This is a genomic window from uncultured Aquabacterium sp., from assembly GCF_913773725.1.
GTDB lineage: Bacteria > Pseudomonadota > Gammaproteobacteria > Burkholderiales > Burkholderiaceae_C > Aquabacterium.
In genome coordinates, this window is record NZ_CAJYGK010000121.1 from 1 (window position 1) to 25813 (window position 25813).

Annotated in this window: 28 protein-coding genes; 18 read left to right on the forward strand and 10 right to left on the reverse strand. The window is 67.1% G+C overall.

Annotated elements, in window-relative coordinates; translation table 11 throughout:
• The 7 genes from QZ709_RS15035 to QZ709_RS15065 form a co-directional block, all read left to right on the forward strand.
• The coding region (locus QZ709_RS15035; protein WP_294638206.1) for a GGDEF domain-containing protein at window positions 1-373 on the forward strand (373 nt) is incomplete at its 5' end.
• A gap of 8 nt (window positions 374-381) precedes the next feature.
• Complete coding sequence (gene dapC, locus QZ709_RS15040) at window positions 382-1611, forward strand: succinyldiaminopimelate transaminase (RefSeq protein WP_294638208.1); 1230 nt, start codon at window positions 382-384, stop codon at window positions 1609-1611.
• A gap of 22 nt (window positions 1612-1633) precedes the next feature.
• Window positions 1634-2464, forward strand: a complete 831-nt coding sequence (gene dapD, locus QZ709_RS15045) for a 2,3,4,5-tetrahydropyridine-2,6-dicarboxylate N-succinyltransferase (protein ID WP_294638210.1) — start codon at window positions 1634-1636, stop codon at window positions 2462-2464.
• Window positions 2465-2540: 76 nt separating this feature from the next.
• Window positions 2541-3686 carry a PilT/PilU family type 4a pilus ATPase gene (locus QZ709_RS15050; protein WP_294638212.1) on the forward strand — a complete coding sequence of 382 codons (1146 nt, stop codon included), beginning with the start codon at window positions 2541-2543 and terminating at the stop codon, window positions 3684-3686.
• A 51-nt stretch (window positions 3687-3737) separates the two neighbouring features.
• Window positions 3738-4892 (forward strand): succinyl-diaminopimelate desuccinylase, encoded by a 1155-nt coding sequence (gene dapE / locus QZ709_RS15055; RefSeq protein ID WP_294638214.1) that lies wholly within the window; start codon window positions 3738-3740, stop codon window positions 4890-4892.
• A complete protein-coding gene (gene prmB, locus QZ709_RS15060; RefSeq protein WP_294638216.1) occupies window positions 4889-5812 on the forward strand; it encodes a 50S ribosomal protein L3 N(5)-glutamine methyltransferase in 924 nt (307 codons plus the stop codon). Before dapE ends, prmB begins: the two co-directional genes overlap by 4 nt.
• Window positions 5809-7782 carry an ATP-binding cassette domain-containing protein gene (locus QZ709_RS15065; RefSeq protein WP_294638218.1) on the forward strand — a complete coding sequence of 658 codons (1974 nt, stop codon included), beginning with the start codon at window positions 5809-5811 and terminating at the stop codon, window positions 7780-7782. Before prmB ends, QZ709_RS15065 begins: the two co-directional genes overlap by 4 nt.
• Window positions 7783-7803: 21 nt before the next feature.
• Here QZ709_RS15065 and QZ709_RS15070 read toward each other — a convergent pair whose 3' ends face one another.
• The gene (locus QZ709_RS15070; protein WP_294638219.1) at window positions 7804-8205 is read right to left on the reverse strand and encodes a TraR/DksA family transcriptional regulator; all 402 of its coding nucleotides are present in this window, start codon (window positions 8203-8205) and stop codon (window positions 7804-7806) included.
• Window positions 8206-8349: 144 nt separating this feature from the next.
• Here QZ709_RS15070 and QZ709_RS15075 point away from each other — a divergent pair, with 144 nt between their 5' ends.
• The 6 genes from QZ709_RS15075 to QZ709_RS15100 all read left to right on the forward strand — a co-directional run bounded on the left by QZ709_RS15075 (window position 8350) and on the right by QZ709_RS15100 (window position 12597).
• The gene (locus tag QZ709_RS15075) at window positions 8350-8844 is read left to right on the forward strand and encodes a MarR family transcriptional regulator (RefSeq protein ID WP_294638220.1); all 495 of its coding nucleotides are present in this window, start codon (window positions 8350-8352) and stop codon (window positions 8842-8844) included.
• Between the two features lie 100 nt (window positions 8845-8944).
• A complete protein-coding gene (locus tag QZ709_RS15080) occupies window positions 8945-9367 on the forward strand; it encodes an organic hydroperoxide resistance protein (protein ID WP_294638222.1) in 423 nt (140 codons plus the stop codon).
• Window positions 9368-9500: 133 nt separating this feature from the next.
• Window positions 9501-10247: a C40 family peptidase gene (locus tag QZ709_RS15085; RefSeq protein ID WP_366937183.1), complete on the forward strand. Its 747-nt coding sequence runs from the start codon at window positions 9501-9503 to the stop codon at window positions 10245-10247.
• A gap of 50 nt (window positions 10248-10297) precedes the next feature.
• Window positions 10298-11434, forward strand: a complete 1137-nt coding sequence (gene moaA, locus QZ709_RS15090; protein WP_294638223.1) for a GTP 3',8-cyclase MoaA — start codon at window positions 10298-10300, stop codon at window positions 11432-11434.
• A complete protein-coding gene (gene mobA / locus QZ709_RS15095; RefSeq protein WP_294638224.1) occupies window positions 11427-12065 on the forward strand; it encodes a molybdenum cofactor guanylyltransferase MobA in 639 nt (212 codons plus the stop codon). The genes moaA and mobA overlap by 8 nt, the downstream gene beginning before the upstream one ends.
• The gene (locus QZ709_RS15100; protein ID WP_294638225.1) at window positions 12052-12597 is read left to right on the forward strand and encodes a GNAT family N-acetyltransferase; all 546 of its coding nucleotides are present in this window, start codon (window positions 12052-12054) and stop codon (window positions 12595-12597) included. The genes mobA and QZ709_RS15100 overlap by 14 nt, the downstream gene beginning before the upstream one ends.
• A gap of 6 nt (window positions 12598-12603) precedes the next feature.
• Here QZ709_RS15100 and rnhA read toward each other — a convergent pair whose 3' ends face one another.
• The gene (gene rnhA / locus QZ709_RS15105; protein WP_294638226.1) at window positions 12604-13053 is read right to left on the reverse strand and encodes a ribonuclease HI; all 450 of its coding nucleotides are present in this window, start codon (window positions 13051-13053) and stop codon (window positions 12604-12606) included.
• Window positions 13050-13847 carry a class I SAM-dependent methyltransferase gene (locus tag QZ709_RS15110; protein WP_294638227.1) on the reverse strand — a complete coding sequence of 266 codons (798 nt, stop codon included), beginning with the start codon at window positions 13845-13847 and terminating at the stop codon, window positions 13050-13052. Before QZ709_RS15110 ends, rnhA begins: the two co-directional genes overlap by 4 nt.
• On the opposite strand from QZ709_RS15110, the gene gloB reads away from it, so the two are divergent.
• Both gloB and QZ709_RS15120 read left to right on the forward strand, forming a co-directional pair.
• A complete protein-coding gene (gloB, locus tag QZ709_RS15115; RefSeq protein WP_294638229.1) occupies window positions 13846-14622 on the forward strand; it encodes a hydroxyacylglutathione hydrolase in 777 nt (258 codons plus the stop codon). The two genes, QZ709_RS15110 and gloB, sit on opposite strands and share 2 nt — an antisense overlap.
• 2 nt (window positions 14623-14624) lie before the next feature.
• Complete coding sequence (locus QZ709_RS15120; RefSeq protein ID WP_294638230.1) at window positions 14625-16421, forward strand: transglycosylase SLT domain-containing protein; 1797 nt, start codon at window positions 14625-14627, stop codon at window positions 16419-16421.
• Window positions 16422-16451: 30 nt separating this feature from the next.
• On the opposite strand, the gene recR is transcribed toward QZ709_RS15120, so the two are convergent.
• The 3 genes from recR to dnaX form a co-directional block, all read right to left on the reverse strand.
• The gene (gene recR, locus QZ709_RS15125) at window positions 16452-17039 is read right to left on the reverse strand and encodes a recombination mediator RecR (RefSeq protein WP_294638231.1); all 588 of its coding nucleotides are present in this window, start codon (window positions 17037-17039) and stop codon (window positions 16452-16454) included.
• 12 nt (window positions 17040-17051) lie between these two features.
• The gene (locus QZ709_RS15130; protein WP_294638232.1) at window positions 17052-17378 is read right to left on the reverse strand and encodes a YbaB/EbfC family nucleoid-associated protein; all 327 of its coding nucleotides are present in this window, start codon (window positions 17376-17378) and stop codon (window positions 17052-17054) included.
• Between the two features lie 63 nt (window positions 17379-17441).
• Window positions 17442-19523: a DNA polymerase III subunit gamma/tau gene (dnaX, locus tag QZ709_RS15135; RefSeq protein WP_294638233.1), complete on the reverse strand. Its 2082-nt coding sequence runs from the start codon at window positions 19521-19523 to the stop codon at window positions 17442-17444.
• Between the two features lie 280 nt (window positions 19524-19803).
• Here dnaX and QZ709_RS15140 point away from each other — a divergent pair, with 280 nt between their 5' ends.
• Entirely contained in the window at window positions 19804-21162 is a 1359-nt protein-coding gene (locus QZ709_RS15140) for a DEAD/DEAH box helicase (RefSeq protein ID WP_294638240.1), read from the forward strand.
• A gap of 22 nt (window positions 21163-21184) precedes the next feature.
• On the opposite strand, the gene QZ709_RS15145 is transcribed toward QZ709_RS15140, so the two are convergent.
• From QZ709_RS15145 to QZ709_RS15155, 3 genes are read right to left on the reverse strand one after another with little or no spacing between them, the layout of a single operon-like run.
• Window positions 21185-22036, reverse strand: coding sequence for a 2OG-Fe(II) oxygenase (locus QZ709_RS15145; protein WP_294638234.1), 852 nt, complete (start codon window positions 22034-22036; stop codon window positions 21185-21187).
• Window positions 22033-22812 (reverse strand): peroxide stress protein YaaA, encoded by a 780-nt coding sequence (yaaA, locus tag QZ709_RS15150; RefSeq protein ID WP_294638235.1) that lies wholly within the window; start codon window positions 22810-22812, stop codon window positions 22033-22035. Before yaaA ends, QZ709_RS15145 begins: the two co-directional genes overlap by 4 nt.
• A gap of 43 nt (window positions 22813-22855) precedes the next feature.
• Entirely contained in the window at window positions 22856-23404 is a 549-nt protein-coding gene (locus QZ709_RS15155) for a peroxiredoxin (RefSeq protein ID WP_294638236.1), read from the reverse strand.
• 152 nt (window positions 23405-23556) lie between these two features.
• Between QZ709_RS15155 and QZ709_RS15160 the strand changes: the two genes are divergently transcribed.
• Together QZ709_RS15160 and QZ709_RS15165 are read left to right on the forward strand one after the other, a co-directional pair.
• On the forward strand, window positions 23557-24105 hold the full coding sequence (locus tag QZ709_RS15160) for a gamma carbonic anhydrase family protein (RefSeq protein ID WP_294638237.1): 549 nt from the start codon (window positions 23557-23559) through the stop codon (window positions 24103-24105).
• On the forward strand, window positions 24098-25081 hold the full coding sequence (locus tag QZ709_RS15165; protein WP_294638238.1) for an Hsp33 family molecular chaperone HslO: 984 nt from the start codon (window positions 24098-24100) through the stop codon (window positions 25079-25081). The genes QZ709_RS15160 and QZ709_RS15165 overlap by 8 nt, the downstream gene beginning before the upstream one ends.
• An 11-nt stretch (window positions 25082-25092) precedes the next feature.
• On the opposite strand, the gene QZ709_RS15170 is transcribed toward QZ709_RS15165, so the two are convergent.
• Window positions 25093-25809 carry a pseudouridine synthase gene (locus QZ709_RS15170; protein WP_294638241.1) on the reverse strand — a complete coding sequence of 239 codons (717 nt, stop codon included), beginning with the start codon at window positions 25807-25809 and terminating at the stop codon, window positions 25093-25095.
• Between the last annotated feature and the right edge of the window lie 4 nt (window positions 25810-25813).

Here is a 25813-nt window from a genome sequence, read left to right on the forward strand (position 1 = left end):
TGCCGCGGCGGCTGGCAACGTGCTGCGCGAGACCGACACCGTGGCCCGCTGGGGGGGGGAGGAGTTCCTGGTCCTGCTCCCCAACGCCACAGCCAGCAAGGCGGCCGTGGCGATGCAACGACTCAGGGAGGCCCTGGCCCGCGGCCCGCTGCCCCACGGCGACGCCCACATTCATCTGCGCTTTTCATCCGGCATTGCCATCCACGACGCACCGGGCAACGCCGTGCAGTTGCTCGAGCGCGCCGACAAGGCGCTGTATCAAGCCAAGCGCCAGGGCCGCAACCGCGATGTGGTGGCGCCGGCATGCGGCCTGCAAGCTGATACGCAATCCGCCCGCCACGTCGGTCGCATGCGCCCTCGGCGCAAGGGATAATCGCCCCCATGAATCCCCTGCTCTCCAAACTGCAGCCCTACCCCTTCGAGCGCCTGCGACAGCTGACGGCCGGGGTGGTGCCCAACCCCGCTCATCGGGCGATCAGCCTGGGCATCGGCGAACCCAAGCATCCGACCCCTGCCTTCATCAAGCAAGCCCTGACGGACGCGCTCGATGGCCTCGCGGCCTATCCCGCCACTGCCGGCGAACCGGCCCTGCGAGAAGCCTGCGCCGCATGGGTCGAGCGTCGATATGGCCTGAAGCTAGACGCCGCCACGCAGATCCTGCCCGTCAACGGCTCGCGTGAGGCGCTGTTCGCGCTGGCACAGACGGTCATTGATCCGACGCAGCATGCCGACGCCGGCGGCCCCGCGGTGGTCTGTCCCAACCCGTTCTACCAGATCTACGAAGGTGCGGCCCTGCTCGCGGGTGCCCGCGTGGTGTTCGCCAACTCGGACCCCGCCCGCAATTTCGCTGCAGATTGGTCGAGCGTCCCCGACGCCGTCTGGGCCACGACCCAACTGCTGTACGTGTGCTCGCCGGGCAACCCGACGGGCGCCGTCATGCCGCTGGACGAGTGGCAGCGCCTGTTCGAGTTGAGCGACCGTCACGGCTTCGTGATCGCCTCGGACGAGTGCTACTCGGAAATCTACTTCCGGGAAGGGGCCGATGCCGCCCCCCTGGGCGGTCTCGAGGCCGCAGCCAAGCTCGGCCGCTCCGACTTCCGCAACCTCATCGCGCTGACGAGTCTGTCCAAGCGGTCCAACGTGCCGGGGCTGCGCTCGGGCTTCGTCATGGGCGATGCGAAGCTGATGAAGGCCTTCCTGCTCTACCGCACCTACCACGGCAGCGCCATGAGCCCGGCCGTGCAGCGCGCCAGCATCGCTGCGTGGAACGACGAAGAGCACGTGGTGGAAAACCGCCGCCTGTACCGCGAGAAGTTCGAGAAGGTCACGCCCATCCTGGCCTCGGTCATGGACGTGGCCCTGCCCGATGCCAGCTTCTACCTGTGGGCCAAGGTGCCGGACCACGTCTGTGGTGGCAGCGACGAGACCTTCGCCCGAGAGCTGCTGGCTCAATACAATGTCGCGGTGCTGCCCGGCAGCTACCTGGCCCGCGAGGCCCAGGGTGTGAACCCCGGGGCCGGTCGCGTGCGCATGGCCCTGGTGGCCGGCGTCGAAGAATGTGTGGAAGCGGCTGAACGCATCAAGGCCTTCATCCTCTCCCAGTCGAAGTGAACCCTCTCCCGAAAGACACAAGATGACCCAAGCTCTGCAAACCGTGATCGAAAACGCCTGGGAAACCCGCGCCGAACTGTCGGTCGCCAGCGCCCCCGCCGAGATCCGTGACGCCGTCAACCACATCATCGACCAGCTCGACAGCGGCAAGGCCCGCGTGGCCGAGAAGATCGACGGCAACTGGGTCGTGCACCAGTGGATCAAGAAGGCCGTGCTGCTGAGCTTCCGCCTGAACGACAACGTGCCGATGGGCGAAGGCCCGCTGACCTTCTTCGACAAGGTGCCCAGCAAGTACGGCTCGATGACGCCCGAACAACTCAAGGCCACCGGCGTGCGCGTGGTGCCGCCGGCCGTCGCCCGTCGTGGCAGCTTCCAGGCCAAGAACGTGATCCTGATGCCGTCGTACGTGAACATCGGTGCCTACGTCGATGAAGGCACCATGGTCGACACCTGGGCCACCGTCGGCTCGTGCGCCCAGATCGGCAAGAACGTGCACCTGTCGGGCGGCGTAGGCATCGGCGGCGTGCTGGAGCCCCTGCAGGCCAACCCCACCATCATCGAAGACAACTGCTTCGTCGGCGCCCGCTCGGAAGTCGTCGAAGGCGTGATCGTCGAAGAGAACTCGGTGCTGGGCATGGGCGTGTACCTGGGCCAGAGCACCCCGATCTTCAACCGCGAAACCGGTGAGATCACCTACGGTCGCGTGCCGTCGGGCTCCGTCGTGGTGTCGGGCAACCTGCCGAAGAAGACCGCCTCGGGTCAGGACTACAGCCTGTACGCGGCCGTGATCGTCAAGCGTGTCGACGCCCAGACCCGCTCGAAGACCAGCATCAACGACCTGCTGCGCGCCTGATCGCCGCACTGGCAACAGACGCCCCGGGCGCGCTCGCGCGCCCGGTCGCCAAAGAACACAAGCTCGGGAGCACTGGATGAGTGGTGGCAATCTGGAACGGGTCCTGCGTCTCATGGCCGAGAAGAAGGCCTCGGACGTGTTTCTGTCCGCCCGGACGCCCATCCTCATCAAGATCCACGGGCAGATCATGCAGCTGACGGACCAGGCGCTGACGCCGTCACAGCCCCGCCAGCTGCTGTCCGAACTGGTGTCGCCCACGCAGATGGAAGAGCTCGACGAGACCGGCGAACTCAACCTGGGCATCACCATCCCTGGCGTCGCGATCTTCCGTCTGAGCGCATTCAAGCAGCGCGGCTCGGTGGCGGCGGTGCTCCGTTACATCCCGTCCGACATTCCGGCGCTCGACACCCTGAACGTGCCCGAATCGCTGGGCAACCTGATCCTCGAGAAGCGGGGACTGATCCTGCTGGCCGGCGCCACCGGATCGGGCAAGAGCACCACCATCGCCTCCATGCTGGAACACCGCAACCAGCGCGTGACCGGACACATCCTGACCATCGAGGACCCGCTGGAGTTCCTGTTCTCGAACAAGAAATCGATCGTCAACCAGCGCGAAGTCGGCCGCGACACCCAGTCGCTTCAGGTGGGCTTGAAGAACGCCATGCGCCAGGCCCCCGACTGCATCCTCATCGGCGAAATCCGCGACCGCGAGACCATGACGGCGGCGTTGTCCTATGCGCTGTCGGGTCACCTGGTGGTGTCCACCCTGCACGCCAACAACAGCTACCACGCTCTGGGCCGGATCCTGTCGTTCTACACACCTGAAGCCCGCCCCACACTGCTCAGCGACCTGGCCTCGGGGCTCAAGGCCATCGTGTCCCAACGGCTGCTGCGCGCGACGGCCGGCGGTCGCATCCCGGCCGTCGAGGTGCTGCTCAACACCCAACTGGTGTCGGAGATGATCGAACGCGGCGACTTCACCGGCGTGAAGGAAGCGATCGAGAAGTCCATGTCCGAAGGCTCGCAGAGCTTCGAGCAGGACATCGCGCGCCTCATTGGCGAAGGCCTGGTCACGCGTGATGAAGGGCTCGCCAACGCCGACTCCCCCACCAACCTCATGTGGCGGCTGGCGAACGATTCGGCCACCCGGAGCAAGCTGGCCCCGCCCACCGACGAGCCGGACGATGGCCCGTCCTTTACCGAGATCACCCTGGACGCCTGAGCCCGCGGGCCCGTGCCCGCCCGTGTCTGCGTTCTTCACCGCTGCCGCCCCATGACCCCTACCGTGCGCCTCGTGGAGGCGCTGATTGCCCGCCCCTCCGTCACCCCTCGCGATGAAGGCTGTCAGGCCGTGATGACCGAGCGCCTGCAGGCCATCGGCTTCGAATGCCATACCCTCACCTTCGGTCCGGACGACGCGCCCGTCACCAACCTCTGGGCCATCCGCCGGGGCCGAGGCCACGCCGCCGGTGCGCCCACCCTGGTCTTTGCCGGCCACACCGACGTCGTGCCCACCGGCCCGCTCGACCAGTGGCGCAGCCCGCCCTTCGTGCCCACCTACCGCGACGGTCAGCTCTACGGCCGTGGCGCAGCCGACATGAAGACCTCGCTGGCCGCCATGGTCGTGGCCACGGAATCATTCGTGGCTGCCCACCCGGATCACGCTGGCAGCGTCGCCTTTCTCATCACCAGTGACGAAGAAGGCCCGTCGGTCGATGGCACCGTCAAGGTCTGCGAGTGGCTAAAGGCGCGCGGTGAGCGACTGGATGCCTGCATCGTCGGCGAGCCCACCTCGGTGCGCGCGCTGGGCGACATGATCAAGAACGGTCGCCGCGGTTCGCTGTCGGGCAAGCTGCGCATCCAGGGCGTGCAGGGCCACATCGCCTACCCGCACCTGGCGAAGAACCCCATTCACCTCGCCGCCCCGGCGCTGGCCGAGCTCACCGCCATCGTCTGGGACGAAGGCAACGACCACTTCCCACCCACCAGCTGGCAGATGTCCAACATCCACGCCGGCACGGGCGCGAACAACGTGATCCCGGGCGAGCTGGTCATCGACTTCAACTTCCGCTTCTCGACCGAGTCCACGCCCGAATCGTTGAAGGAACGTCTGACCGCGGTGCTCGATCGCCACGGCCTGACGTACCACATCGACTGGGCCCTCAGCGGCCGCCCCTTCCTCACCCGCAAGGGCCCGCTGGTGGAAGCCATCTCGGGCGCCATCCGCGAGGTCACCGGCATCGAGACCGAGCTGTCCACCAGCGGCGGCACCTCGGATGGTCGCTTCATCGCCCAGATCTGCCCGCAGGTGGTCGAGTTCGGCCCGCTGAACGCCAGCATCCACAAGATCGACGAGCACGTCGCCGTGGCTGACATCGAGCCACTGAAGGACATCTACCTGAAGACGCTGGAAAGGCTCGTGGCGTGAGCGCGCCGCTGACCGTCATCGCGCTGATCGAGCAGGCCGCAGCGCAACTCGATCAAGCCGGCGTGGCCTACGGGCACGGCACCACCAACAGCTTCGACGAGGCCGCGTGGCTGGTGCTGTGGCGCCTGGGCCTGCCCCTCGACAGCCTGGACGACGTGGCCGACCGCTCCGTCAGCCCCGAGGAACAGGCCGCCGTTGATGCGCTCGTCAAGCAGCGCATCGCCACCCGCAAGCCCGCCGCCTACCTGACGCGGCAGGCGTGGCTGCAAGGCGTGCCGTTCTATGTGGACGAGCGCGTCATCGTGCCGCGCTCCTTCATCGCCGAAGTGCTGGCCGACGGCAGCATCGACGCCTGGCTCAGCGACCGCACCCACCGGGTGCTCGACCTGTGCACCGGCAACGGCAGCCTGGCGGTGCTCGCCGCCATGGCCTATCCGGACGTGACCGTCGACGGCGCCGACATCAGCGAAGACGCGCTGGCCGTGGCCCGCATCAACGTCGAGCAGCACGGCCTGCAGGACCGCATCACGTTGCTGCACAGCGACGGGCTGTCCAGCGTGCGGGGCCCCTACGACCTCATCCTCTGCAACCCGCCCTACGTCAACGCCGAATCGATGAAGGCGCTGCCGGCCGAATACCGCGCCGAGCCCGAACTGGCCCTGGCTTCGGGTGAGGACGGCATGGACTTCACGCGGGCGCTCTTTGCCGCACTGCGCGCGGATCCGGATCGCTACCTGGGCGAAGACGCCGTGATCGTGCTCGAGATCGGCAACGAACGCCCGAACTTCGAACGCGCCTTTCCTGACCTGGCCGTCACCTGGTTGCCCACCACGTCCGGCGACGACCAGCTGCTGCTGGTGACCCGCGACGCGCTGCTGCTCGATACCCACGCCCCCGAAGGCGCCCCGCTCTCATCATGATCGTCCTGAAGAACGTCTCCCTGCTGCGAGGCGTCAAGCCCGTGCTGGACCAGGCCAGCGCCACCATCCACCCCGGCGAGAAGGTCGGCCTCATTGGCCGCAACGGCGCGGGCAAGTCCTCGCTGTTCTCGCTGCTGGCCGGGCGCCTGCACCCCGACGCCGGCGACGTCGAGATCCCGCCCAGCTGGCTGCAGCCCGGCGGCATGGCCGAGGTCGCGCAGAACATGCCCGAAACCGACGAGCAGGCCACCGAATTCGTGCTGCAAGGCGATGGGCGCCTGATGGCGGCCCGTCAGGCGCTGGCCGAGGCCGAAGCCAGCGGCGATGGCCACGCCATGGCCGAAGCCCATGCGGCCCTGGCCGAAGCCGGTCACTTCGACGCGCCAGCGCGGGCGCAGGCCCTGCTCCTCGGCCTGGGCTTCCAGCTGGCGCAGACCACCGCCCCGGTCAACAGCTTCTCGGGCGGCTGGCGGATGCGCCTGCAACTGGCCCGTGCGCTGATGTGCCCCGCGCGGCTCCTGCTGCTCGACGAACCCACCAACCACCTCGACCTCGACGCGCTGGTGTGGCTGGAAGGCTGGCTGCAACGCTACGAAGGCACGCTGATCATCATCAGCCACGACCGCGAGTTCCTCGACGCCATCACCCGCGTCACGCTGCACCTGGAAGACGGCAAGCTCACCCGCTACACCGGCGGCTACACCGCCTTCGAGGCCATGCGGGCCGAACGGCTCACGCAGCACCAGGCCGCCTTCGAGAAACAGCAGGAGCGCATCGCCCACCTGCAGAAGTTCATCGACCGCTTCAAGGCCAAGGCCACCAAGGCGCGCCAGGCACAGAGCCGCGTCAAGGCGCTGGAGCGCATGGAGAAGCTCGCGCCCGTGCTCACGGCCAGCGACTTCGAGTTCGAGTTCCCGGCGCCCGCCAGCCTGCCCAACCCCATGCTGGTCATGAAGGACCTGGCATGTGGTTATCCGCAGGAAGGCGACGCGCCGCTGACCATCGTGCGCGGCGTGAACCGCTCGGTGTTGCCGGCCCAGCGCATCGGCATCCTGGGGGCCAACGGCCAGGGCAAGTCCACGCTGGTCAAGACGCTGGCCCACATGCTGCAGCCGGTGGGCGGCACTGTCACCGAGGGCAAAGGCCTGAGCATCGGCTACTTCGCGCAGCAGGAACTCGACGTGCTGCGACCCGACGAGGGCCCGCTTGCCCACATGATCCGGCTGGCCAAGCAGGTCAGCCCGCAGGCGCGCGAGCAGGAACTGCGCGACTTCCTGGGCCGCTTCCGCTTCACGGGCGACATGGTGATGCAACCCGTCGGCCAGTTCAGCGGCGGCGAGAAGGCCCGGCTGGTGCTGGCCCTGGTGGTCTGGCAGCGCCCCAACCTGCTGCTGCTCGACGAACCCACCAACCACCTCGACCTCACCACCCGCGAGGCGCTCAGCATCGCGCTCAACGAGTTCGAAGGCACGGTGATGCTGGTCAGCCACGACCGCGCCCTGCTGCGCGAGGTGTGCGACGAGTTCTGGCTCGTGACACGGGGCGGCGTGAGCACCTTCGATGGCGATCTGGACGATTACCAGCGCTGGCTGCAGGAGCAGGCGCGCGAAGTGGCCCTCGCCGCGCGGGCAGCCCGAGACGCAGAGAAAGCCTCAGCCACACAGGCCACCGACGGTGCCAACACGGCCGGCAACCGCAAGGATGACCGCAAGGCCGCCGCCCAGGCCCGCCAGCGACTGGCCGAGCAGGCCAAGCCGCTCAAGGCCGAGCTGAAGAAGGTGGACGAGCGCCTTGCCGCAGCGGGTGTCGAACAGGCCGACCTGACAGACACGCTCGGGAAACCCGATCTGAGCGGCGCCGAACGCGCCGAGCTGGGCAAGCGTCTGAAGGCGCTGGGCGAGGAAATCGAAGCGCTCGAATCACGCTGGCTCGAGCTGACGGACGCGCTGGAACAACTGGCCGCCAGCTGAGCCCGCCGGCCCACGCCCGTGTTACAGGGCGCCGCGGTGCTCCAGCACGTCCTGACAGGCGATACACAATTCGGCCTGGGGCAAGGCCAGCAGGCGTGCTCGACCGATCTCCTCGCCGCAATGCGTGCACCAGCCGTACTGCCCGTCCTGAAGTCGCGTCAGGGCGGCCGTCACCGCGTTCAGTTCGGCGTCATCGTGGTGCAGCATGGCGATCACTTCGTCGTCGGCTTCCGCGGCAGCCCCCCCTTCGGCGCCGGCCACAAAGGTGTTCGGTGTCGCAGACTCCTCGGCCGCCAGGCGCGCCCTCAGAGTCCCCTCTCGCCCGAGCAGTTCACCCTGGTGAGCCAGCAGGCGGCGCTTCAGGTCGACCAGCGTATCGGCGTCCAGTCCGGCCTGTGCGCGCAAGGGGGGGTCGACGGTCATGGTGGAGGTCTCCTTTATCGGTTGATAGGCAGCTTGCGCAACCCGCGACGGCTGCCGCCTGAACAGCATAGAAAGCCCGCGGCGTCGAGGCTTTGCCGCACGTCAAGCAGGCGCGCACCCGTCGGGCGGTCTACCATTCCCGGCATGGCGGACCCCCACGAATTACCCCCGACAACCGAGCCAGGCTCGGACCCGCTCCTTGCGCTGGACAACCAGGTGTGCTTTGCGCTGTACGCCAGTTCACTGGCCATGACCAAGCTGTACCGGCCGCTGCTGGCACCACTGGGGCTCACCTACCCTCAGTACCTGGTCATGCTCGTGCTGTGGGAACACGGCCAGCAAAGCGTCAACCAGATAGGCCAGACCCTCCAACTCGATTCCGGCACACTGACCCCGCTGCTCAAGCGTCTCGCCACCAGCGGCCTCGTCGAACGGCGCCGGGATCCGCAGGACGAGCGGCGGGTGCTGGTCGACCTCACCGAGTCCGGTCATCAGTTACGGGATCGTGCACGCGAGGTCCCAAAGGCGCTGGTCTGCCGAATGGGATTGTCTGCGGCGGAAATGCGCCAACTGCAATCCACGCTCGACACCCTGCGCCGTCAACTCGGCCGCGCCGAGCCATCTGACGTGTCGAGGTAACCCCTGCCCAATGCGCGGTTATCCCGCCCCCGTTCGCCAAAAGGACGACCTTTGCAAGAAAATACATCGCACACAATTTAATTGCACGAAAGGAATCATCATGGCACTCGATAAGGTTCTCTATACCGCCCATGCCACGGCAACCGGAGGGCGGGATGGTCGCGCTGCGAGCGACGACGGCCAACTCGATGTCGCCCTGTCCCGCCCCAAGGAAATGGGAGGTCAGGGCCAGGGCACCAACCCCGAGCAATTGTTCGCCGCAGGCTACTCGGCCTGCTTCCTCGGCGCCATGGGGTTTGTCGCAGGCCAGCAGCGAAAGGCACTGCCTGCCGGCACCCAGATCACTGCAGACGTGGGCATCGGTCCCATCCCCGGCGGATTCGGCATCGAAGTAACCCTCAACATCGCCCTGCCCGGCATGGACCGCACCGATGCACAGGCCCTGGTCGACGCCGCCCACCAGGTCTGTCCCTACTCGAACGCGACCCGCGGCAACATCGACGTCCGGCTCGTTCTCCAGTGACGAACCAGGGAGTCTTGCTACCCTGTTTTCAGGACATGCAGGTCGACGACCTTCGGAAATCGGTGCTAATCTGTCGTTATCACCGACTTTCCGAGGTTGACGGGCAGCTCCAACCTGCCTACGCTTGCGACCCATGCGTTTTGATCCCCGCCCAAGCGGCCGCCTCGCCCCCCTGTCGACGGGCGACCACCCCAGCGGGCAGGCAGGCCGTCTTTCGCTGAAGCAACGCCTTGTCTTCCTGATTCAAGCCAGTGCAGGCATGCTGGTCGCAGCCGCCTTGATGGGCTCGCTGACGGTCGCCCGTGCACAGGCGGTGCCGGCATCCGCGCAGGCCGCCTCGGCACCTCGAACCGCCGACAACGAGGACCCCGTTTCCCGTTTCCTTTCGGAAAAGGGCCTGCTTCCCAGCGCCCGTCCGGTGGTTGACTTCGCACAGCAGATGCGTGACAAGGCGTCCGACATGGCCTCCGAACTGGTGTTGTCGGCCATGGACTTTCTGGGCGTGCCGTATCGCCGTGGCGGTGAGTCGCGCGAACAGGGCTTCGACTGCAGTGGCTTCACGCGTCACGTCTTCGAAAAGAGCGTGGGGCTCATCCTGCCGCGCAGGGCGATCGAGCAGGCCAACTCGCCAGATCTCGTGCCAGTGCAACAGAGTGAGCTGAAACCGGGTGACCTGGTGTTCTTCAACACCCTGCGGCACACCTTCTCGCATGTGGGCATCTACATCGGGGACAACAAATTCATCCATTCCCCGCGCGCCGGCGGTGCTGTGCGAGTCGAAGACATGCGCGTGGCCTACTGGCAGCAGCGATACGACGGGGCCCGCCGCGCGCCCACCATGACCGCCCGCGTGATGTCCGGCGGCGACCCCACCAAGTAACAAGACCGCATGCGCGTGCGCGGTTTTCCGCACACGGCGACAATCCGCCGATGAGTTCGCCCGACCCGCTCGCCGCCTCGCGGCGCCTCATCCGCCTGACCCCGGCTTCGGATTTTCGGAATGCCGCTCGGCCTTTGCCCGAGCCCGTTTCCCTGCCCATCGGCGGCGCGCTTCTGGACACCCGCTCCCGTCCATTGAGGGATTTGCGGATCTCAGTCACGGACCGATGCAACTTCCGGTGCGGCTACTGCATGCCGCGGGAGGCCTTTGGCAAGGATCACGCCTTTCTGCCCCAGACGGCGCTGCTGTCGTTTGAGGAAATCGCCCGAGTCGCTCGACTGATGCTCTCCCTCGGGGTCACGACCCTGCGGCTCACGGGTGGCGAGCCCTTGCTCCGCAAGGACCTCGAGCGACTGGTTGCCCTTCTTGCGAGCCTGCGCACGCGAGACGGCAGCGCACCGGACATTGCCCTCACGACAAACGGCAGTCTGCTGCGCCGCAAAGCCAGAGCCTTGCGCGATGCCGGCCTCAACCGCGTGACAGTGAGCCTGGATGCACTCTCTCCCGAGCGTTTTGCCCGCATGAGCGACAGCCCGATCGCCGTTGCGGACGTGCTCGATGGCATTGCGGCAGCCCAGGAGGTGGGCCTCGGCCCGATCAAAGTCAACATGGTCGTCCAGAAGGGCGTGAACGACACCGAGATCGAGCCGATGGCTGCACATTTCCGCAACACCGGCATCGAACTGCGTTTCATCGAATTCATGGACGTGGGCAACACGAACGCCTGGCAACGCGATCAGGTTCTGCCTTCCGGGGTCGTGCGCGAGCGGCTGGCAGCGCGATGGCCTCTGCAAACCATCGGTGTGCCCCGCCCTGGCGCCACAGCGGAGCGTTGTTCGTATGCAGATGGCGCTGGGCAAGTGGGCTTCATCTCCAGCGTCACCGCGCCCTTCTGTGGCGACTGCACGCGCCTGCGCCTGTCGACGGATGGCCGTCTTTACACCTGCTTGTTTGCCAGTCACGGCCACGATCTCCGCGCGCTGTTACGGGCCGGGGAAGACGACGACACGATCCGCTCCCGGCTGGCGGCGCTGTGGCAGCAACGCGCCGATCGCTACTCCGAGCTCCGCGGCCGCGTGGGCATGGACGAACGAGAACGCATCGAAATGAGCTTCATCGGTGGTTGAGCGCATCACACCCTGCTCGGGTTGGCTGCTCGCAGGCGGCGAAGGTCGGCGTGTGGGGGGGCAGGACAAGGGTCTTCTGGTGTGGGAAGGCGCGCCCATGGCCCGTCATATTCTGCGCGGCATGGCGCCGCAGGTCGGCGCGCTCGGTATCGTGGCCAACCGCAATCCGGACGCTTACCAGGCCCTGCTCCGGGAGGCCACGGATGCGGCCCCCGCCACCCACCATCTGGGCGTGCATGCAGACCGCGCCGATCTGCCGCGCTTCAGTGGCCCGCTGGGCGGCATGATCACCGCCATGCAGGCTTCTGCCACGCCCTGGGTGTGGTTTCTGCCATGTGACATGCCGCGACTCCCCAGTGACATGCTTGCGACACTGTGGCGGGAAGTGCACCGAACCGGGGCAGACATCGCTGTACCATCCACAGCCGATCGCGTTGACGCCGTGCGCCACCACTGGGTGTGTGCACTGATGAACCAGCGTGTCATGACGACCCTCCTGCCGGCCTTCAACTCGGGGGAACGCAAAGTCGGGCATCTCATTGCCAGATGCAACTGGACCAGCGTATCCTTTGACGACGCAGCAGGATTCGTGAACCTCAACACCCTGGAGACCAAGCATGGTGGTGACTGACTCACCAGTGCGCCTGTCGCGGATCGCCCCCGCCGACCTCAGCGCCTACAAGAACCTGCGTGACGAGGGTCTCCGCCTGTATCCCGATGCCTTCGATGCCGACATCGAAAGCGAACAGGCACGGCCGCCGGAAAGCTACCTGGGCAAGCTCGGCCTCACCGAGCCGCTGGGTGGTACCTTTCTGATCGGAGCTTGGGAAGGCCGTGACATGGTCGGCATGGTCGGGCTCGAACGCCAGTCCTTGCACAAGCTGCGCCATTGCGCCGAACTCAACAGCATGATGGTCCGCCCCTCCCACACGGGTCGAGGCATCGGCATCTCTCTCGTGGAAGCGGCCGTGGCCGAAGCCCGCAAGGCCATCGGCCTGGAGCAGATCATCCTGCGGGTCAGCACGACAAGCACATCGGCCATCAACCTCTATGAACGCGCCGGCTTTCGAGGCTGCGGCGTGCTGCCGCATGCCATCCGGTTGGTCGATGCCCCGGGGCAGGTGCGCTACTTCGACAAGCTGACCATGGTCCTGGTGCTCTGAACGGGTTCAGCGCGCCTCGGCAGCCCCGCGGTTGGCCAGCCCGTCCGCACGCTCGTTGCCCGGATCCCCGTTGTGCCCACGCACCCATCGCCACTCCACCTCATGCTGTGAAGCGAGTGCTTCGAGCTCCCGCCACAGCTCCACGTTCTTCACCGGCTTGTTGTCGGCCGTCTTCCACCCACGTCGCTTCCAGCCGTGGATCCACTCGGTGATGCCCTTGCGGACGTACTCGCTGTCCGTGTAGACCACCACCTTGCAGCGCCGCTTGAGCGCCTTGAGCGTTTCGATCACCGCGGTGAGTTCCATGCGGTTGTTGGTGGTGCTCAACTCACCGCCCCACATCTCCCGCTCGTGCGGCCCGCTCACCATCCACACCCCCCAGCCGCCACGCCCCGGGTTACCCTTGCAAGCCCCGTCGGTATAGGCCACGACGGCGGGCGTTGTCACTTCAGTCATCCATTCACATCCTGTTGATACGGCGCCCGCGCCTGTCCGGACTGGGTCACCACCGCCGGTGCCGCCGCAGTCGGCAACCGGGTCTTGCGGATCTTGCCAACGAGTCGCATGCCGCGCACCCGCTTGACCGCCACCACCACGTAGACGGCACCCAGCACTGGCCACCAGCGCTCGCCAGCCGACTCCATCCACTGAAGCCGATTCCACCAGGCCTCGGTGCGCACCATGGGGCGCCAGCAGCCGAAGCGCCCGGCCTCGACCTCCAGGTCCAGCAGGCGCAACCAATCGCGCAAACGCCAGTAGCCGATGAACTCGCCCTGCGGTAGCACCCTGGCACTGCGAACACCCAGGCCGCCCATGCGGTGAGACACGCCCCATGAACTCATGGGGTTGAAGCCGATGATCACGACCTTGCCTTCCGGAACCAGCACCCGCTCGACCTCGCGCAGCGTGTCATGGGGGTCGCGCGCAAGCTCCAGGGCATGAGGCAGCACCACCAGATCGAGGCTGTTGCTGGCGAAGGGCAAGGACTCGAAATCGCAGCGCACCCCCAGCGGCGCACCGGCAGCACCGGGCTGCCAGCCTTGGTAAGCCGTGTCCAGCGCAAGCCAGCGGTGCGGCATCCGGTTCGCGCGCAGCCCGTCCAGTTCGGGCAGCCCCAGTTGCAGTGCGTGGAAACCGAACATATCGGCCACCACTTCGTCCAGCCGTGCCTGCTCCCACGCCAGCAAGGCCTGACCACAAGGCAGGCCCAACCAGGGGTGCAACTCTATAATCGGCCCGACTTTCGACATGAAACTTTCCGCCCTGCCCGCCTTCGCCGACAACTACATCTGGATGCTGCACGATGGCCGGCAGGCCGTGGTGGTGGATCCGGGAGAGGCCGCGCCTGTGCAGGACGCCCTGCGGCACCTGGGCTTGACCCTGGCCGCCATTCTAGTGACGCATCGCCACGCCGACCATGTCGGCGGCCTTGCGGCGCTGCAGACGGGGGACATCCCCGTGTACGGCCCGCGACACGAAGCCATCCCGGGCGTGACGCACCCCGTTCAAGGCGGGGACAAGCTGACCGTGCTGGGTTGCCGCATTGACGTCGTCGATGCCCCTGGCCACACGGCCGGACACGTGCTTTACATGCTGCCGGCCGGACTGGCGGCCGCCGACCCCTCGCCAGTGGCCTTCGTCGGCGATACACTGTTTTCGGCAGGCTGCGGCCGCGTGTTCGACGGCACGGTCGAGCAACTGCACCGCAGCGTCACGGCCATGGCGGGCTGGCCCGCCGACACACGGCTGTGCTCTGCACATGAGTACACGCTCGGCAACCTGCGCTTTGCTCAGGCCGTCGAACCCGACAACGACGACATCAGGGACCATCTGGTTCATTGCCAAGGTCTGCGCGCGCAGAACCTGCCCACACTGCCGACCACGTTGCAGCAGGAACGCCGGATCAACCCGTTTCTTCGCTGCGGCGTACCCGCAGTCATCCAGGCCGCCCGGGCACACGGTGCGGCGGACGACAGCCCGGCAGCGGTGTTCGCAGCGCTACGCCACTGGAAAAACACCTTCTGACGATGAAGATTGCTTCCTCCTTGCACCGCGGCCTGCGCCTGGCGCTGACGCTGCTGGCCACAGCCAGCCTCTGGGCCTGCAGCTCCACCCCGAGCGACCCGCGCATGGCCAGCCTGAGCCTCCGGACATCAGGCACCCTGCAGCCCGTCCGCCCGACGCTGCCCTCCGCCACGGGGGCCCGCTCGGCCGAGCCGCTCGGTGCGGAGCGTGGCAACGCGGTGGCGGCCCCTCTTCGTCCCGCGGTCACCCTGCAGGCGGCACGTGCTGCTGCAGCCGCCGCCGATGAAAACGGTGAAGACGCAGTCGGTGCCCCGACCGACCCGCTGAACCCGGACCGCACGGTCAACCTGGACGACAGCGCGACTGCGCAGGACCTCTGGTCTCGCATCCGCAAGGGCTTCAGCCTGCCCGAACTGGAGTCTGAACTGGTGGACGACCACCGTCGCTGGTATGTGGCCCGGCCGGATTACGTACAGCGCATGACCGATCGCGGCAGCCGCTACCTTTTCCATGTCGTTGAAGAGATCGAGCGCCGCGGCATGCCGATGGAGCTGGCCCTTCTGCCCTTCATCGAAAGCGCGTTCAACCCACAAGCGATGTCCAGTGCCCGCGCCTCCGGGATGTGGCAGTTCATGCCGGCCACGGGCAAGGACTTCGCTCTGAAGCAGAACCTGTTCCGCGATGACCGCCGCGATGTGCTGGCCTCGACCCGTGCCGCACTGGACTACCTGCAGCGTTTGCACCGCATGTTCGGTGACTGGCATCTGGCCCTGGCGGCTTACAACTGGGGCGAAGGCAACGTGCAGCGTGCCATCGCGCGCAACACCCGCCAGGGCCTGCCTGCGGACTACCTCAGCCTGAGCATGCCGGTTGAAACGCGGCACTACGTGCCCAAGCTGTATGCCGTGCGCCAGATCGTCAGCCAGCCCGAGGCCTACAACCTGACCCTGACGCCGGTCGACAACCACCCCTACTTCGTGACGGTACCCATCCAGCGCGACATGGACGTGGCCTTGGCGGCGCGCCTTGCCGGCCTGCCGATCGAGGAGTTCCGGGCGCTCAACCCCTCGTTGAACAAACCCGTGATCCTGGCTGCCGGTACGCCGCAGTTGCTGCTGCCGTACGACAACGCCAGCCTCTTCGTGCACAACATGAAGGGCCACAAGGGGCGGCTCGCGAGCTGGACGGCCTGGCTCGTTCCACGCACCATGCACCCGGCCGACGCCGCCCGTGAGGTGGGCATGAGCGAAAGCGGCTTGCGCGAGCTCAACCACATCCCCCCCAAGATGCTGGTCAAGGCCGGCTCGACCCTGCTGGTGCCGCGCTCCGAACAACGCACGCAGGACGTGTCCGAGAGCCTGGCCGACAACGCCATGATGGCCCTTGCACCGGACGTGCCTCCGCTGCGGCGCCTGAGCGTCAAGGCGGGTGCCCGTGACACGGTGGCCAGTCTGGCCCGCAAGCACAAGGTATCGCCGCAGCAACTGGCGCAATGGAACAAGGTGGCTGTCGGAGCGAGCTTCCGCAAGGGTCAGGCGGTCGTGATGTATGTGCCCGTGTCGGCACGACGCACCGTGGCCGATGCATCGAGTTCGTCTCGCAGTCAGGGCAAGGATGCGCCTGCACGGCGCACAAGCGCTCAGGCATCCGCCAAGACCACGGCGTCCAGCAACGCGCGCAGCACCAACAAACGCGTCACCCAGGTGGCTCGTGCCACCCCGAGCAGCGTCTCTGCCTCGCGTGGCGGCAACGCCCGGCCGGCCAACAAGGCCCGCGTCCGGGTTGCCAGCGCCCGCTGAGGCGCCTGGCGGCAGCCTCGGGACCGACGTTCAGCGTCGGTCCATGAACGCGTGGGCGATGGTGCCCAGGTCCACATATTCCAGTTCGCTGCCCACTGGCACGCCCCGCGCCAGGCGGGTCACCTTGAGGCCGCGGGCTTTCAATTGCTCGCCCAGGACATGGGCGGTTGCTTCGCCCTCGGCGGTGAAGTTCGTGGCCAGCACCACCTCTTGAACAACGCCGTCGCTGGCGCGAGCCAGCAAGGCGCCCAGGCCGATGTCCCGCGCGCCCAGCCCATCCAGCGGGCTCAGGCGGCCCAGCAGCACGAAGTACTGCCCCTTGAAACTGCCGGTGCGTTCGAGCGCTGCCTGATCGGCCGGCGTCTCGACCACGCACAACAGGCGCGGATCGCGTTCCGGGTCAGCGCACAGGTCGCACAGCGATGCCCGACTGAAGGTGTGACACCGCTCGCAGTGCCCGATCTCGGAGACGGCAGCGTCCAGCGCCCGTGCAAGCTTGAGCGCACCTGGGCGATCGTGCTGAAGCAGGTGGTAGGCCATGCGCTGGGCTGATTTCTGACCGACGCCAGGCAGGCAGCGCAGGGCCTCGACCAGCCCGTCCAGTACGGGGTCTGCCATCCCGACGACCGATCAGAAAGGGAACTTCATGCCGGGGGGCATGGGCATCCCGGCGGTCAGCTTGCCCATCTTCTCGGCGCTGGTGGCTTCAGCGCGACGGACAGCGTCATTGAAAGCGGCGGCAACCAGGTCTTCCAGCATGTCCTTGTCGTCAGCCAGCAGGCTGGGGTCGATGGTGACGCGCTTGACGTCGTTCTTGCAGGTCATGACCACCTTGACCAGGCCGGCCCCGGACTGGCCTTCCACCTCGATCAGGGCCAGTTCTTCCTGAGCCTTCTTGAGGTTGTCCTGCATCTGCTGCGCCTGTTTCATCAGGCCGGCGAGTTGTCCTTTGAGCATGGCTCATCCTTTCTTGCGCAAAACACGATTGTCGCCGCGATCTGCGGCCGACGCGGCAGCCGCTCAGAGCGGCCGGATGGAGCCCGGCACGATGCGGGCGCCAGGATGCTGTTGCAGCAGGGCGCGCACCAGCGGGTCGTTGTGGATCAGGGTCTCGGCATCGCGCTGCCGCTGCTCTCGCGCAGCCTGATCGCGCTGGGCTGGCGTGTTGAAGGCCGCGCCGCGCTGCACATTCAGCACCACGGGCATGGACAGATGTTGCGTCAGGGCTTGGGCCAGCCGCTCCTGCAGTGCAGGGGTGATCAGGCTCTCGCGCTCGACCTGGACCGAGCACACGAGACCCTCACCCTTCTGCCCCCATTCCGTGCATTGCGACTGCACGGCCAACTCGCGCACCAGCGCGGAAATCAGGCCTTGCGATGCCATGGCGGCCACGGTCTCGGCCCAGCGGTCGGACACGGGGTCCGAGCCCGGCAGCGGCAGCGCGGCCGAGAGCGCGCTTGCGGTCGTGGCCGGTGCGCGCGAAGGCGCTTCAGCATGGGCGTGTCGAGGCGAGGGCGGGGCCACATCGCCAGCCGCTTCGGGGGCCTCGAGCCACACGGGCTCCTCTGGCATGGGAGCGCCTTCGTCGCCTCCCCAGTCCTCGGCCTCGGGGGGCAGCGCCTCCCAAGGCGGCACGCCGCCAGCGGCGGGTGCCGTGCGCTGCACACTGGCAGTCGGAGGCGGCGCAACGGGCGCACTTGGCGCCTCCGACGTCCGAGGCACCCCTTCGGCGGAGCCAGCCACTGGGGTGTCAGGCCGCCCCTGGGGCGGAGCCGACGGTGGGGGCTCAGTGGCAAGCGCACGGAGGACGGCAGACCGGGGCGCGACGTCAGCCTGGGCCACCGGGCCGGCCTCGACGTGGGCGGATGACGTTGCCACGCGACCGCCTTCGCGGGCACCGGGCTCCAGCGCCACGCTGGCTGTGGACCGTACTGGCTCGGCGGCGTCAGGCTGCGCTGCCGAGCCCGGTGCTTTTGGGTAGGCACTGCCTCCCGCGTCGACCTGCCCGGGCTTGAAGGCCAGCAGGCGCAGCAGCAGCATCAGCAACCCACTGTACTCGTCCGGCGCCAGCGCCAATTCCGCCCTGCCCTGCAGACACAGGCTGTAGAACAGCTGCGTTTCATCGGGCGCGAGCAGGGGCGCGAGCGCCTGCCAGGTGGCAGCGTCCGGATCGGCCGCGTCGGCTGCGTCCGGTACAGCCTGCATCACGGCCATGCGTTGCAGCGCCGATGCCAGTTCCTCCAGTGTCCCGGATGCGGACAGGCCCAGCTGACGCAAGGCATCCACGGCCTGCACCACGGCTCGGCCATCCCCGGCGGCCACAGCCTGGATGATCCGTTGCACGTGCTGCCGGTCGACTGCGCCCAGCATCTGCCGCACGCCGGCTTCCTGCAAGGCTCCCGCTCCGAAGGCGATGGCCTGATCGGTCAGAGACAGGGCGTCCCGCATGGAGCCGCGGGCAGCGCGCGACAGCAGCCGCAACGCCCCCGGCTCTGCCGAGATCCTCTCCTCCTGCAGCACCCGCTCAAGATGCTCGAACACTGTCTGTGCCGCCATGGGGCGCAGGTTGAATTGCAGACACCGGGACAGCACGGTCACCGGCACCTTTTGGGGATCCGTCGTGGCCAGCACGAACTTCAGGTATTCGGGCGGCTCTTCCAACGTTTTCAACATGGCGTTGAAAGCCGTGTTCGAGAGCATGTGCACTTCGTCGATCATGTAGACCTTGAAGCGCCCCACCACCGGTTTGTAGACAGCCTGCTCAAGCAATTGCGAGATTTCCTCGACCCCGCGATTCGAGGCGGCGTCGAGCTCCACGTAATCAACGAAGCGACCCGCATCGATATCCCGACACGGCTGGCACTGCCCACATGGCGCCGCGGTGATGCTGCCCTGCCCGTCGGGCCCCACGCAGTTCAGCGACTTGGCCAGAATGCGCGACACCGTCGTCTTGCCCACGCCACGCGTGCCCGTGAACAGGTAAGCGTGGTGCAGGCGCTGCTGTGTCAGGGCATTGCCCAGGGCTTGGACCACATGCCCCTGACCGACCATGCTGTCGAAACCTCTGGGGCGGTATTTGCGCGCGAGTACCGTGGATGTCATCGGGCGATTCTAAAGCGAGCACCATGCCCCTCAGTCACGGGGGTATCGATCTCGCATGCCCGGTCATATCGGGTGACACAACCAGGGGGAAAGTGGCATTCGGGCTGCGAAAACCTCTGGTAACCGGTGAAACCCCGACCTACAATCTCCCTCGGATGCGTAGGGTGAAACGCCCTTCGATCAGCCAGAATTTTCTCTGGTTTCTCTCGGTCGACTCGCTTGGCCCCGGCCCGGGCAAAGAGAGTGCAGTCGCCGATAACCTTGAATGGGCCACGTTGTCATGTCGTTTGAAAACCTGGGGTTGGCAGAACCTCTGCTGAAGGCTGTCTCGGAAGCCGGTTACGCCACCCCCACCCCGATCCAGGCGCAGGCCATCCCGGCCGTACTGAACGGTGGAGACCTGCTTGCCGGCGCACAGACCGGCACCGGCAAGACCGCCGGCTTCACGCTGCCTTTGCTGCACATGCTGGCTGCGTCGCAGAAGCCCGTGGCTGGCGGACGCCGCCCGATTCGCGCGCTCATCCTCACCCCCACCCGGGAACTGGCCGCTCAGGTCGAAGAGTGCGTTCGCCTGTATGGCAAATACCTGCCGATCCGCTCGATGGTGATGTTCGGTGGTGTGGGCATGAACCCGCAGATCGAAGCGCTGCGCCGTGGCGTGGACATCCTGGTTGCCACACCCGGCCGGCTGCTGGACCACCACCAGCAGGGCACGCTGGATCTCGGCAACGTCGAGTACTTCGTGCTGGACGAAGCGGATCGCATGCTGGACATGGGCTTCATCCATGACATCCGCCGTGTCCTGGCCATCCTGCCCCCGCGCAAACAGAGTCTGCTGTTCTCGGCCACCTTCTCGGACGACATCAAGTCCCTGGCAGAGCGCCTGCTGGACAATCCGAAGGTGATCGAGGTGGCCCGTCGCAACGCGACCGCCGACACCATTGCGCAGAAGATCCACCCGGTAGACCGCGACCGCAAGAAGGAGTTGCTGGCCCATCTGATCCAGGCGAACAACTGGCATCAGGTGCTGGTCTTCACGCGGATGAAGCATGGCGCCAACCGTCTGGTCGAGTTCCTCACCAAACAGGGCATCACGGCCATGGCCATACATGGCAACAAGAGCCAGAGTGCCCGGACCAGAGCCCTCGCCGACTTCAAGTCGGGCGACCTGCAGGTGCTGGTGGCCACCGACATCGCCGCGCGTGGCATCGACATCGACCAGTTGCCCCATGTGGTGAACTTCGAGTTGCCCAACGTGGCCGAGGACTACGTGCACCGCATCGGCCGTACCGGCCGCGCTGGCGCAGAGGGTGAAGCGGTCTCGCTCGTGTGTGTCGATGAGGAAGGCTTCCTCGCCGACATCGAGAAGCTGATCAAGCGTCAGATCCCCCGCGAGGTGATCGCCGGTTTCGAGCCGGATCCCAACGCACGCCCGGAGCCGATCCAACTGGGACGCCGTGTGCTGCATGGCGGGGTGGGTTCGCACTCGGGCGGCGGCGGCCGCTCCGGCGGATCGCAAGGCCATGGCGGGGGGGGGCAAGGCAACCCGCGCCAGGGACGCGGCGGCTCATCGGCTCGCTCCGGCTCGCGCAGCGATGCGGGTCGCCGCGCCGGTGGCACGCGCCCTCAAGGTCGCTGACGCCTCAGGACTTCCCTTCGCCTCAGGCGAAGGGACCTTCCCTCAGCCACTTGGTGGCAACCCATTTCTCTCCAGCCCGAACCGGGGCGCCGCCATGCAGGGTGCGGGTGCCCGGATCAGGCCGGTCGTAAGCGAAGAACACGGCGTGGCCTGCCACGGCATGCACCGTCAGCCCCGCATCCGGGAAGGTGGTGGCACCGCCGGCCTCCGGCGTGTTGAGGTACATCACCAGCGTCCCCACCCGCTGCCCCCCGCGCTGCAGAATGCGATTGGTGCCGGGCAGATCCGGGTCGAAGTAGTCGTGATGCGGCCGGTATTGAGCGCCTGGCGCGTACCGCAGAACCTGCAAGCCCTCGCCGTGTGACACGGGCCAGTTCAGCAAAGCCGCCACGCGGGCTTCGATGCGATGGCACAGCGGCGATTCCCCGCGAGCGAAGAACATGCCCTCGCTGGTGCGCGCGGCGTTGACCTCGCTGCCTCCCGTGTCACCCACCACCGTTTCGGAGGGGCGCAGGCGGGCGCGTGCTTCGCTGATCAGGCCCTCGCACTCGTCGGGGGACAGAAAGCCACCCAGCACGACCAGCCTGGGCCATTCGCATCGAACGAGGATGTCGACCGGATGCCCCTCGACGGTGATGCGGCCGCGATGGTCGGCCCAAGCCGGCAAACCAGGCAAGCGGGGCTCGGCCGGATCGGTGCATCCAACCGGAAAGCCCGCGCCGCCCGTCCCGCCGCTGTCGAGCGCGGCCTGGGCCACGGCCCGGCTCCAGCCGCTGTCCAGCATGGCGCGAAACAGCACCCGGGCGGACTGTCCCGCCGCGAGCTGGGCGTCGACCCAATCGCGCAGTGCAGGACTGATCTGCTCGGCGGTCATGCCTGTGCCAGCTTGCGCCGGAACACCAGGCGGTCAGGTGCCGACGCAGCTGGATCGTGCGCATAGCCCTCGGCGTCGAAGTCCAGCAGGTCCTTCACCTGCTTCGCGCGTTTCAGGATGGCATGGCGCGCCATGAGACCGCGCGCCCGCTTGGCGTGAAAGCTGATCACCTTCCACTGCCCGCCCTTCCAGTCTTCGAACACACACTCCACGACCCGCGCTCTCAGAGCCTTGCGCTTCACGGACTTGAAGTACTCCTGCGACGCCAGGTTGATCACCAGGTCGTCGCCCAACTCGGCAAGACGTCGGTTGAGGTACTCAGCCAGCGAGTCCCCCCACCAGGCATACAAGTCTTTGCCTCGCGGGTTGGGCAGCCGGGTTCCCATCTCCAGACGGTAGGGCTGCATCCAGTCGAGGGGCCGCAGCACGCCATACAGGCCACTGAGAATGCCCACGTGGTCCTGGGCCCAGTCCAGATCTGCGGGCTTGAGTTGCGCCGCTGCAAGACCCTCGTACACATCGCCGTTGAAGGCGAGGATGGCCTGTTTGCTGTTCGCCGCGGTGAACGCGGGCTCCCAGGCGGCATAGCGGGCGACGTTCAGGGTGGCCAGCGCATCGCTGAGGTCCATCAAGGAGGCAATCTGGGCCGGCGTGTACGGCCGCAGGACGTCGATGAGCTCGCTCGCCTCCCGGGCGAACTCGGGCACGGTGTGGCGATCGGTGTTGGGCGGGGTCTCGTAGTCGAGGCTTTTTGCAGGCGACAGCAGGATCAGCATGAGGGAACATCAGAGCAAGACGGAGACCAGGCCGCGCGGCACGTCACAGCGTGGGACCGCCCACCGGGCGGTTGCACGGGCACAGCGCGTCGGTCTGGAGGGCGTCGAGGATACGCAGGATTTCGTCGGGGTTGCGGCCCACGCGCAGCGGGTTGACCGAGACGTGCTGGATGACGTTGTCGGCATCGACGATGAAGGTCGCGCGCAACGCCACACCCGCATTCGGGTCCCGCACGCCCAACTGGTCGATGAGGCGCCCCGTGACGTCCGCAAAACTGTGATGCCCCAGCTTGTCGAGCGCCGGGTTGGCACGCCGCCAGGCTAGCTTGACGAATTCGTTGTCGGTCGAGCCCCCCAGGAGCACCGCATCGCGGTCAGCAAAATCCTTGGTCAACCTGTCGAAGGCCGCGATCTCGGTCGGGCAGACGTCGGTGAAGTCCTTGGGGTAAAAGTAGATCACCTTCCACTTGCCGGGAAAACTGGCTTCCGTCAGGGTCTCGAAAGCGGAATGCCCATGCTCTTCAGGGTGATTGAAACCTGGCCGAACCGCCGTTACCTTGAACGGCTCGAGCTTGTCACCGACGGTCTTCATCTGAACGGCTCCCGAAATTGCAACACACCATTGAAAAACTCCGGTACCGATCATAGGTGGTGGCCTGGCGCATCGACAACCGCGTCAGGTCAAGCCGCCTAGAATCGAAGCTTTCCCCCTTCTTTCCCACCGCGCCGCGTTGCGCCCACGCCATGGCCGTCTACCGCATCAAGGATCAGGTTCCCGACATCCACCCCGCAGCGTTCGTGGCCGAATCGGCCGACGTGATGGGCCGGGTTTCGCTCGCCGAAGGCAGCAGCGTGTGGCCCCAGGCCGTGCTGCGCGGCGACAACGAGCCGATCACGATCGGCGAGCGCTCCAATGTGCAGGAAGGCGCGGTGCTGCACACCGACATCGGCTATCCGCTGACGATCGGCACCGACGTGACGGTGGGCCACCAGGTCATGCTGCATGGCTGCACCATCGGCGACGGCGCCCTGATCGGCATCCAGGCCGTGGTGCTCAATGGCGCGGTGATCGGCAAGGAATGCCTGGTGGGCGCCGGCTCGCTGGTGACCGAAGGCAAGGTGTTCGAGGACGGCATGCTGATCCTCGGTTCCCCCGCCAAGGCCGTCCGCCCCCTCAACGATGCCGAGAAGATGCGCATGCGCCTCGGTACCGCGCTCTATGTCACCAAGAGTGCGCAATACAAGACCGACCTGGTGCGCATCGACGTGCCGGGCGCCCCCACCCATGAATGAATTGCACAAGTTTCTCTTCGAAGGCCTGCCCGTGCGGGGCATGCTGGTTCGCCTGACCGACAGCTGGCAGACCCTGCTGGCACGCCGCAGCGAGGGCGAAACCCTCGACGCCCCCGTGCGCAAGCTGCTGGGCGAGATGACGGCCGCTGGCGTGCTGATGCAGTCCAACATCAAGTTCAACGGCGCCGTGGTGCTGCAGGTGTTCGGAGACGGGCCGGTGAAGCTGGCCGTCACCGAGGTCCAGCCTGACCTGTCCTTCCGCAGCACCGCCAAGGTCGTGGGCGAGCTGCCCGGCACCGATGACGGCCGCCTGCCGCTGGAGGTCATGGTCAACGTGGGGGGCGGTGGCCGCTGCGCGATCACGCTGGACCCGAAGGACCGCCTGCCCGGTCAGCAACCCTACCAGGGCGTGGTGCCGCTGCACGGTGACCATGGCGAGCCGCTGCACCAGCTCAGCGCCGTGCTGGAGCACTACATGCTGCAGTCGGAGCAGCTGGACACCCGTCTGGTCCTGGCTGCCAACGACCAGGTGGCCGCCGGCCTGTTGATCCAGCGCCTGCCCGTGGAGGGCGAAGGCAACCTGGCCGGCTCGCAGCGCAACGAGGACGAGATCGGGGTGAACGAACACTTCAACCGCATCGCCCACCTGGCCGCCACGCTGAAGCAGGAAGAGCTGCTGACGCTGGACGTCGACACCATTCTGCGCAGGCTGTTCTGGGAAGAGGACGTGCGGCGCTTCGAGCCGCAGGCGGGCCCCACAGGGCCACGTTTTGCCTGCACCTGCTCGCGCGAGCGGGTCGCCAACATGCTGCGCAGCCTGGGCGTCGAGGAGATCGAGAGCATCATTGCTGAGCAGGGGCAGGTCGACATCGGCTGCGATTTCTGCGGCGCCCACTACCTCTTCGATCCGGTGGACGCGGCCAACCTGTTCACAGGCGGCGCCGACTCCCCGCCGAGTTCGGGCAGCCTGCAGTGAGCGCCCGGCCCTCAGGCGAGGGCCGACGCAACTTCCGCCACCCACGGCTCGCTGCGCAGCAGGTGGGTCCAGTCCGGGTTGAGGATGGCCGACTCGGGCTCGTCAGGGTGCCAGGGTGAACGCACGGTCAGGGGTTCGCCCGTCATGGGATGCACCAGCGACAGCGCGGCCGCATGCAGCCACAGGCGCGGGCCACCGAGCCGCTCGGCCCACCAGCGGTTGTGCGCGCCCTTGCCGTGCGTGGCGTCGCCGATGATGGGGTGTGACAGGTGCTTGAGGTGCCGCCGAATCTGGTGGCGGCGCCCGGTCAGTGGCTCGGCCTCGACCAAGGCCACCCGGGTGCTCGGATAGCGGTCGACCGGCACCGGCAGGCTCAGGGTCGCCAGGCGCCGAAATCGGGTCTGTGCGGGCTGCGGCGCCGTGCCTTCGGGCGCCTCGTCCGGCACCAGCGCATGGTCCACCTCCACGGCGTGGGGCGGCCACCCGCGGACCATGGCCACATAGCGCTTGCACACCTCGGCCGACATCCACGCCTGCCCCAGCAGCGAGGCGGCTTCCGGGTCCAGCGCCATCAGCAACACACCCGACGTGCCCTTGTCCAGCCGATGCACGGGCCAGACGGGCTGCCCGATCTGGTCTCGCAGGGCCTGCAGCACCACCCTGTGTTCGCCGGCGTCCAGCCCGGTGCGGTGCACCAGCCAGCCTGGCGGCTTGTGCAGTGCGATCAGCCGG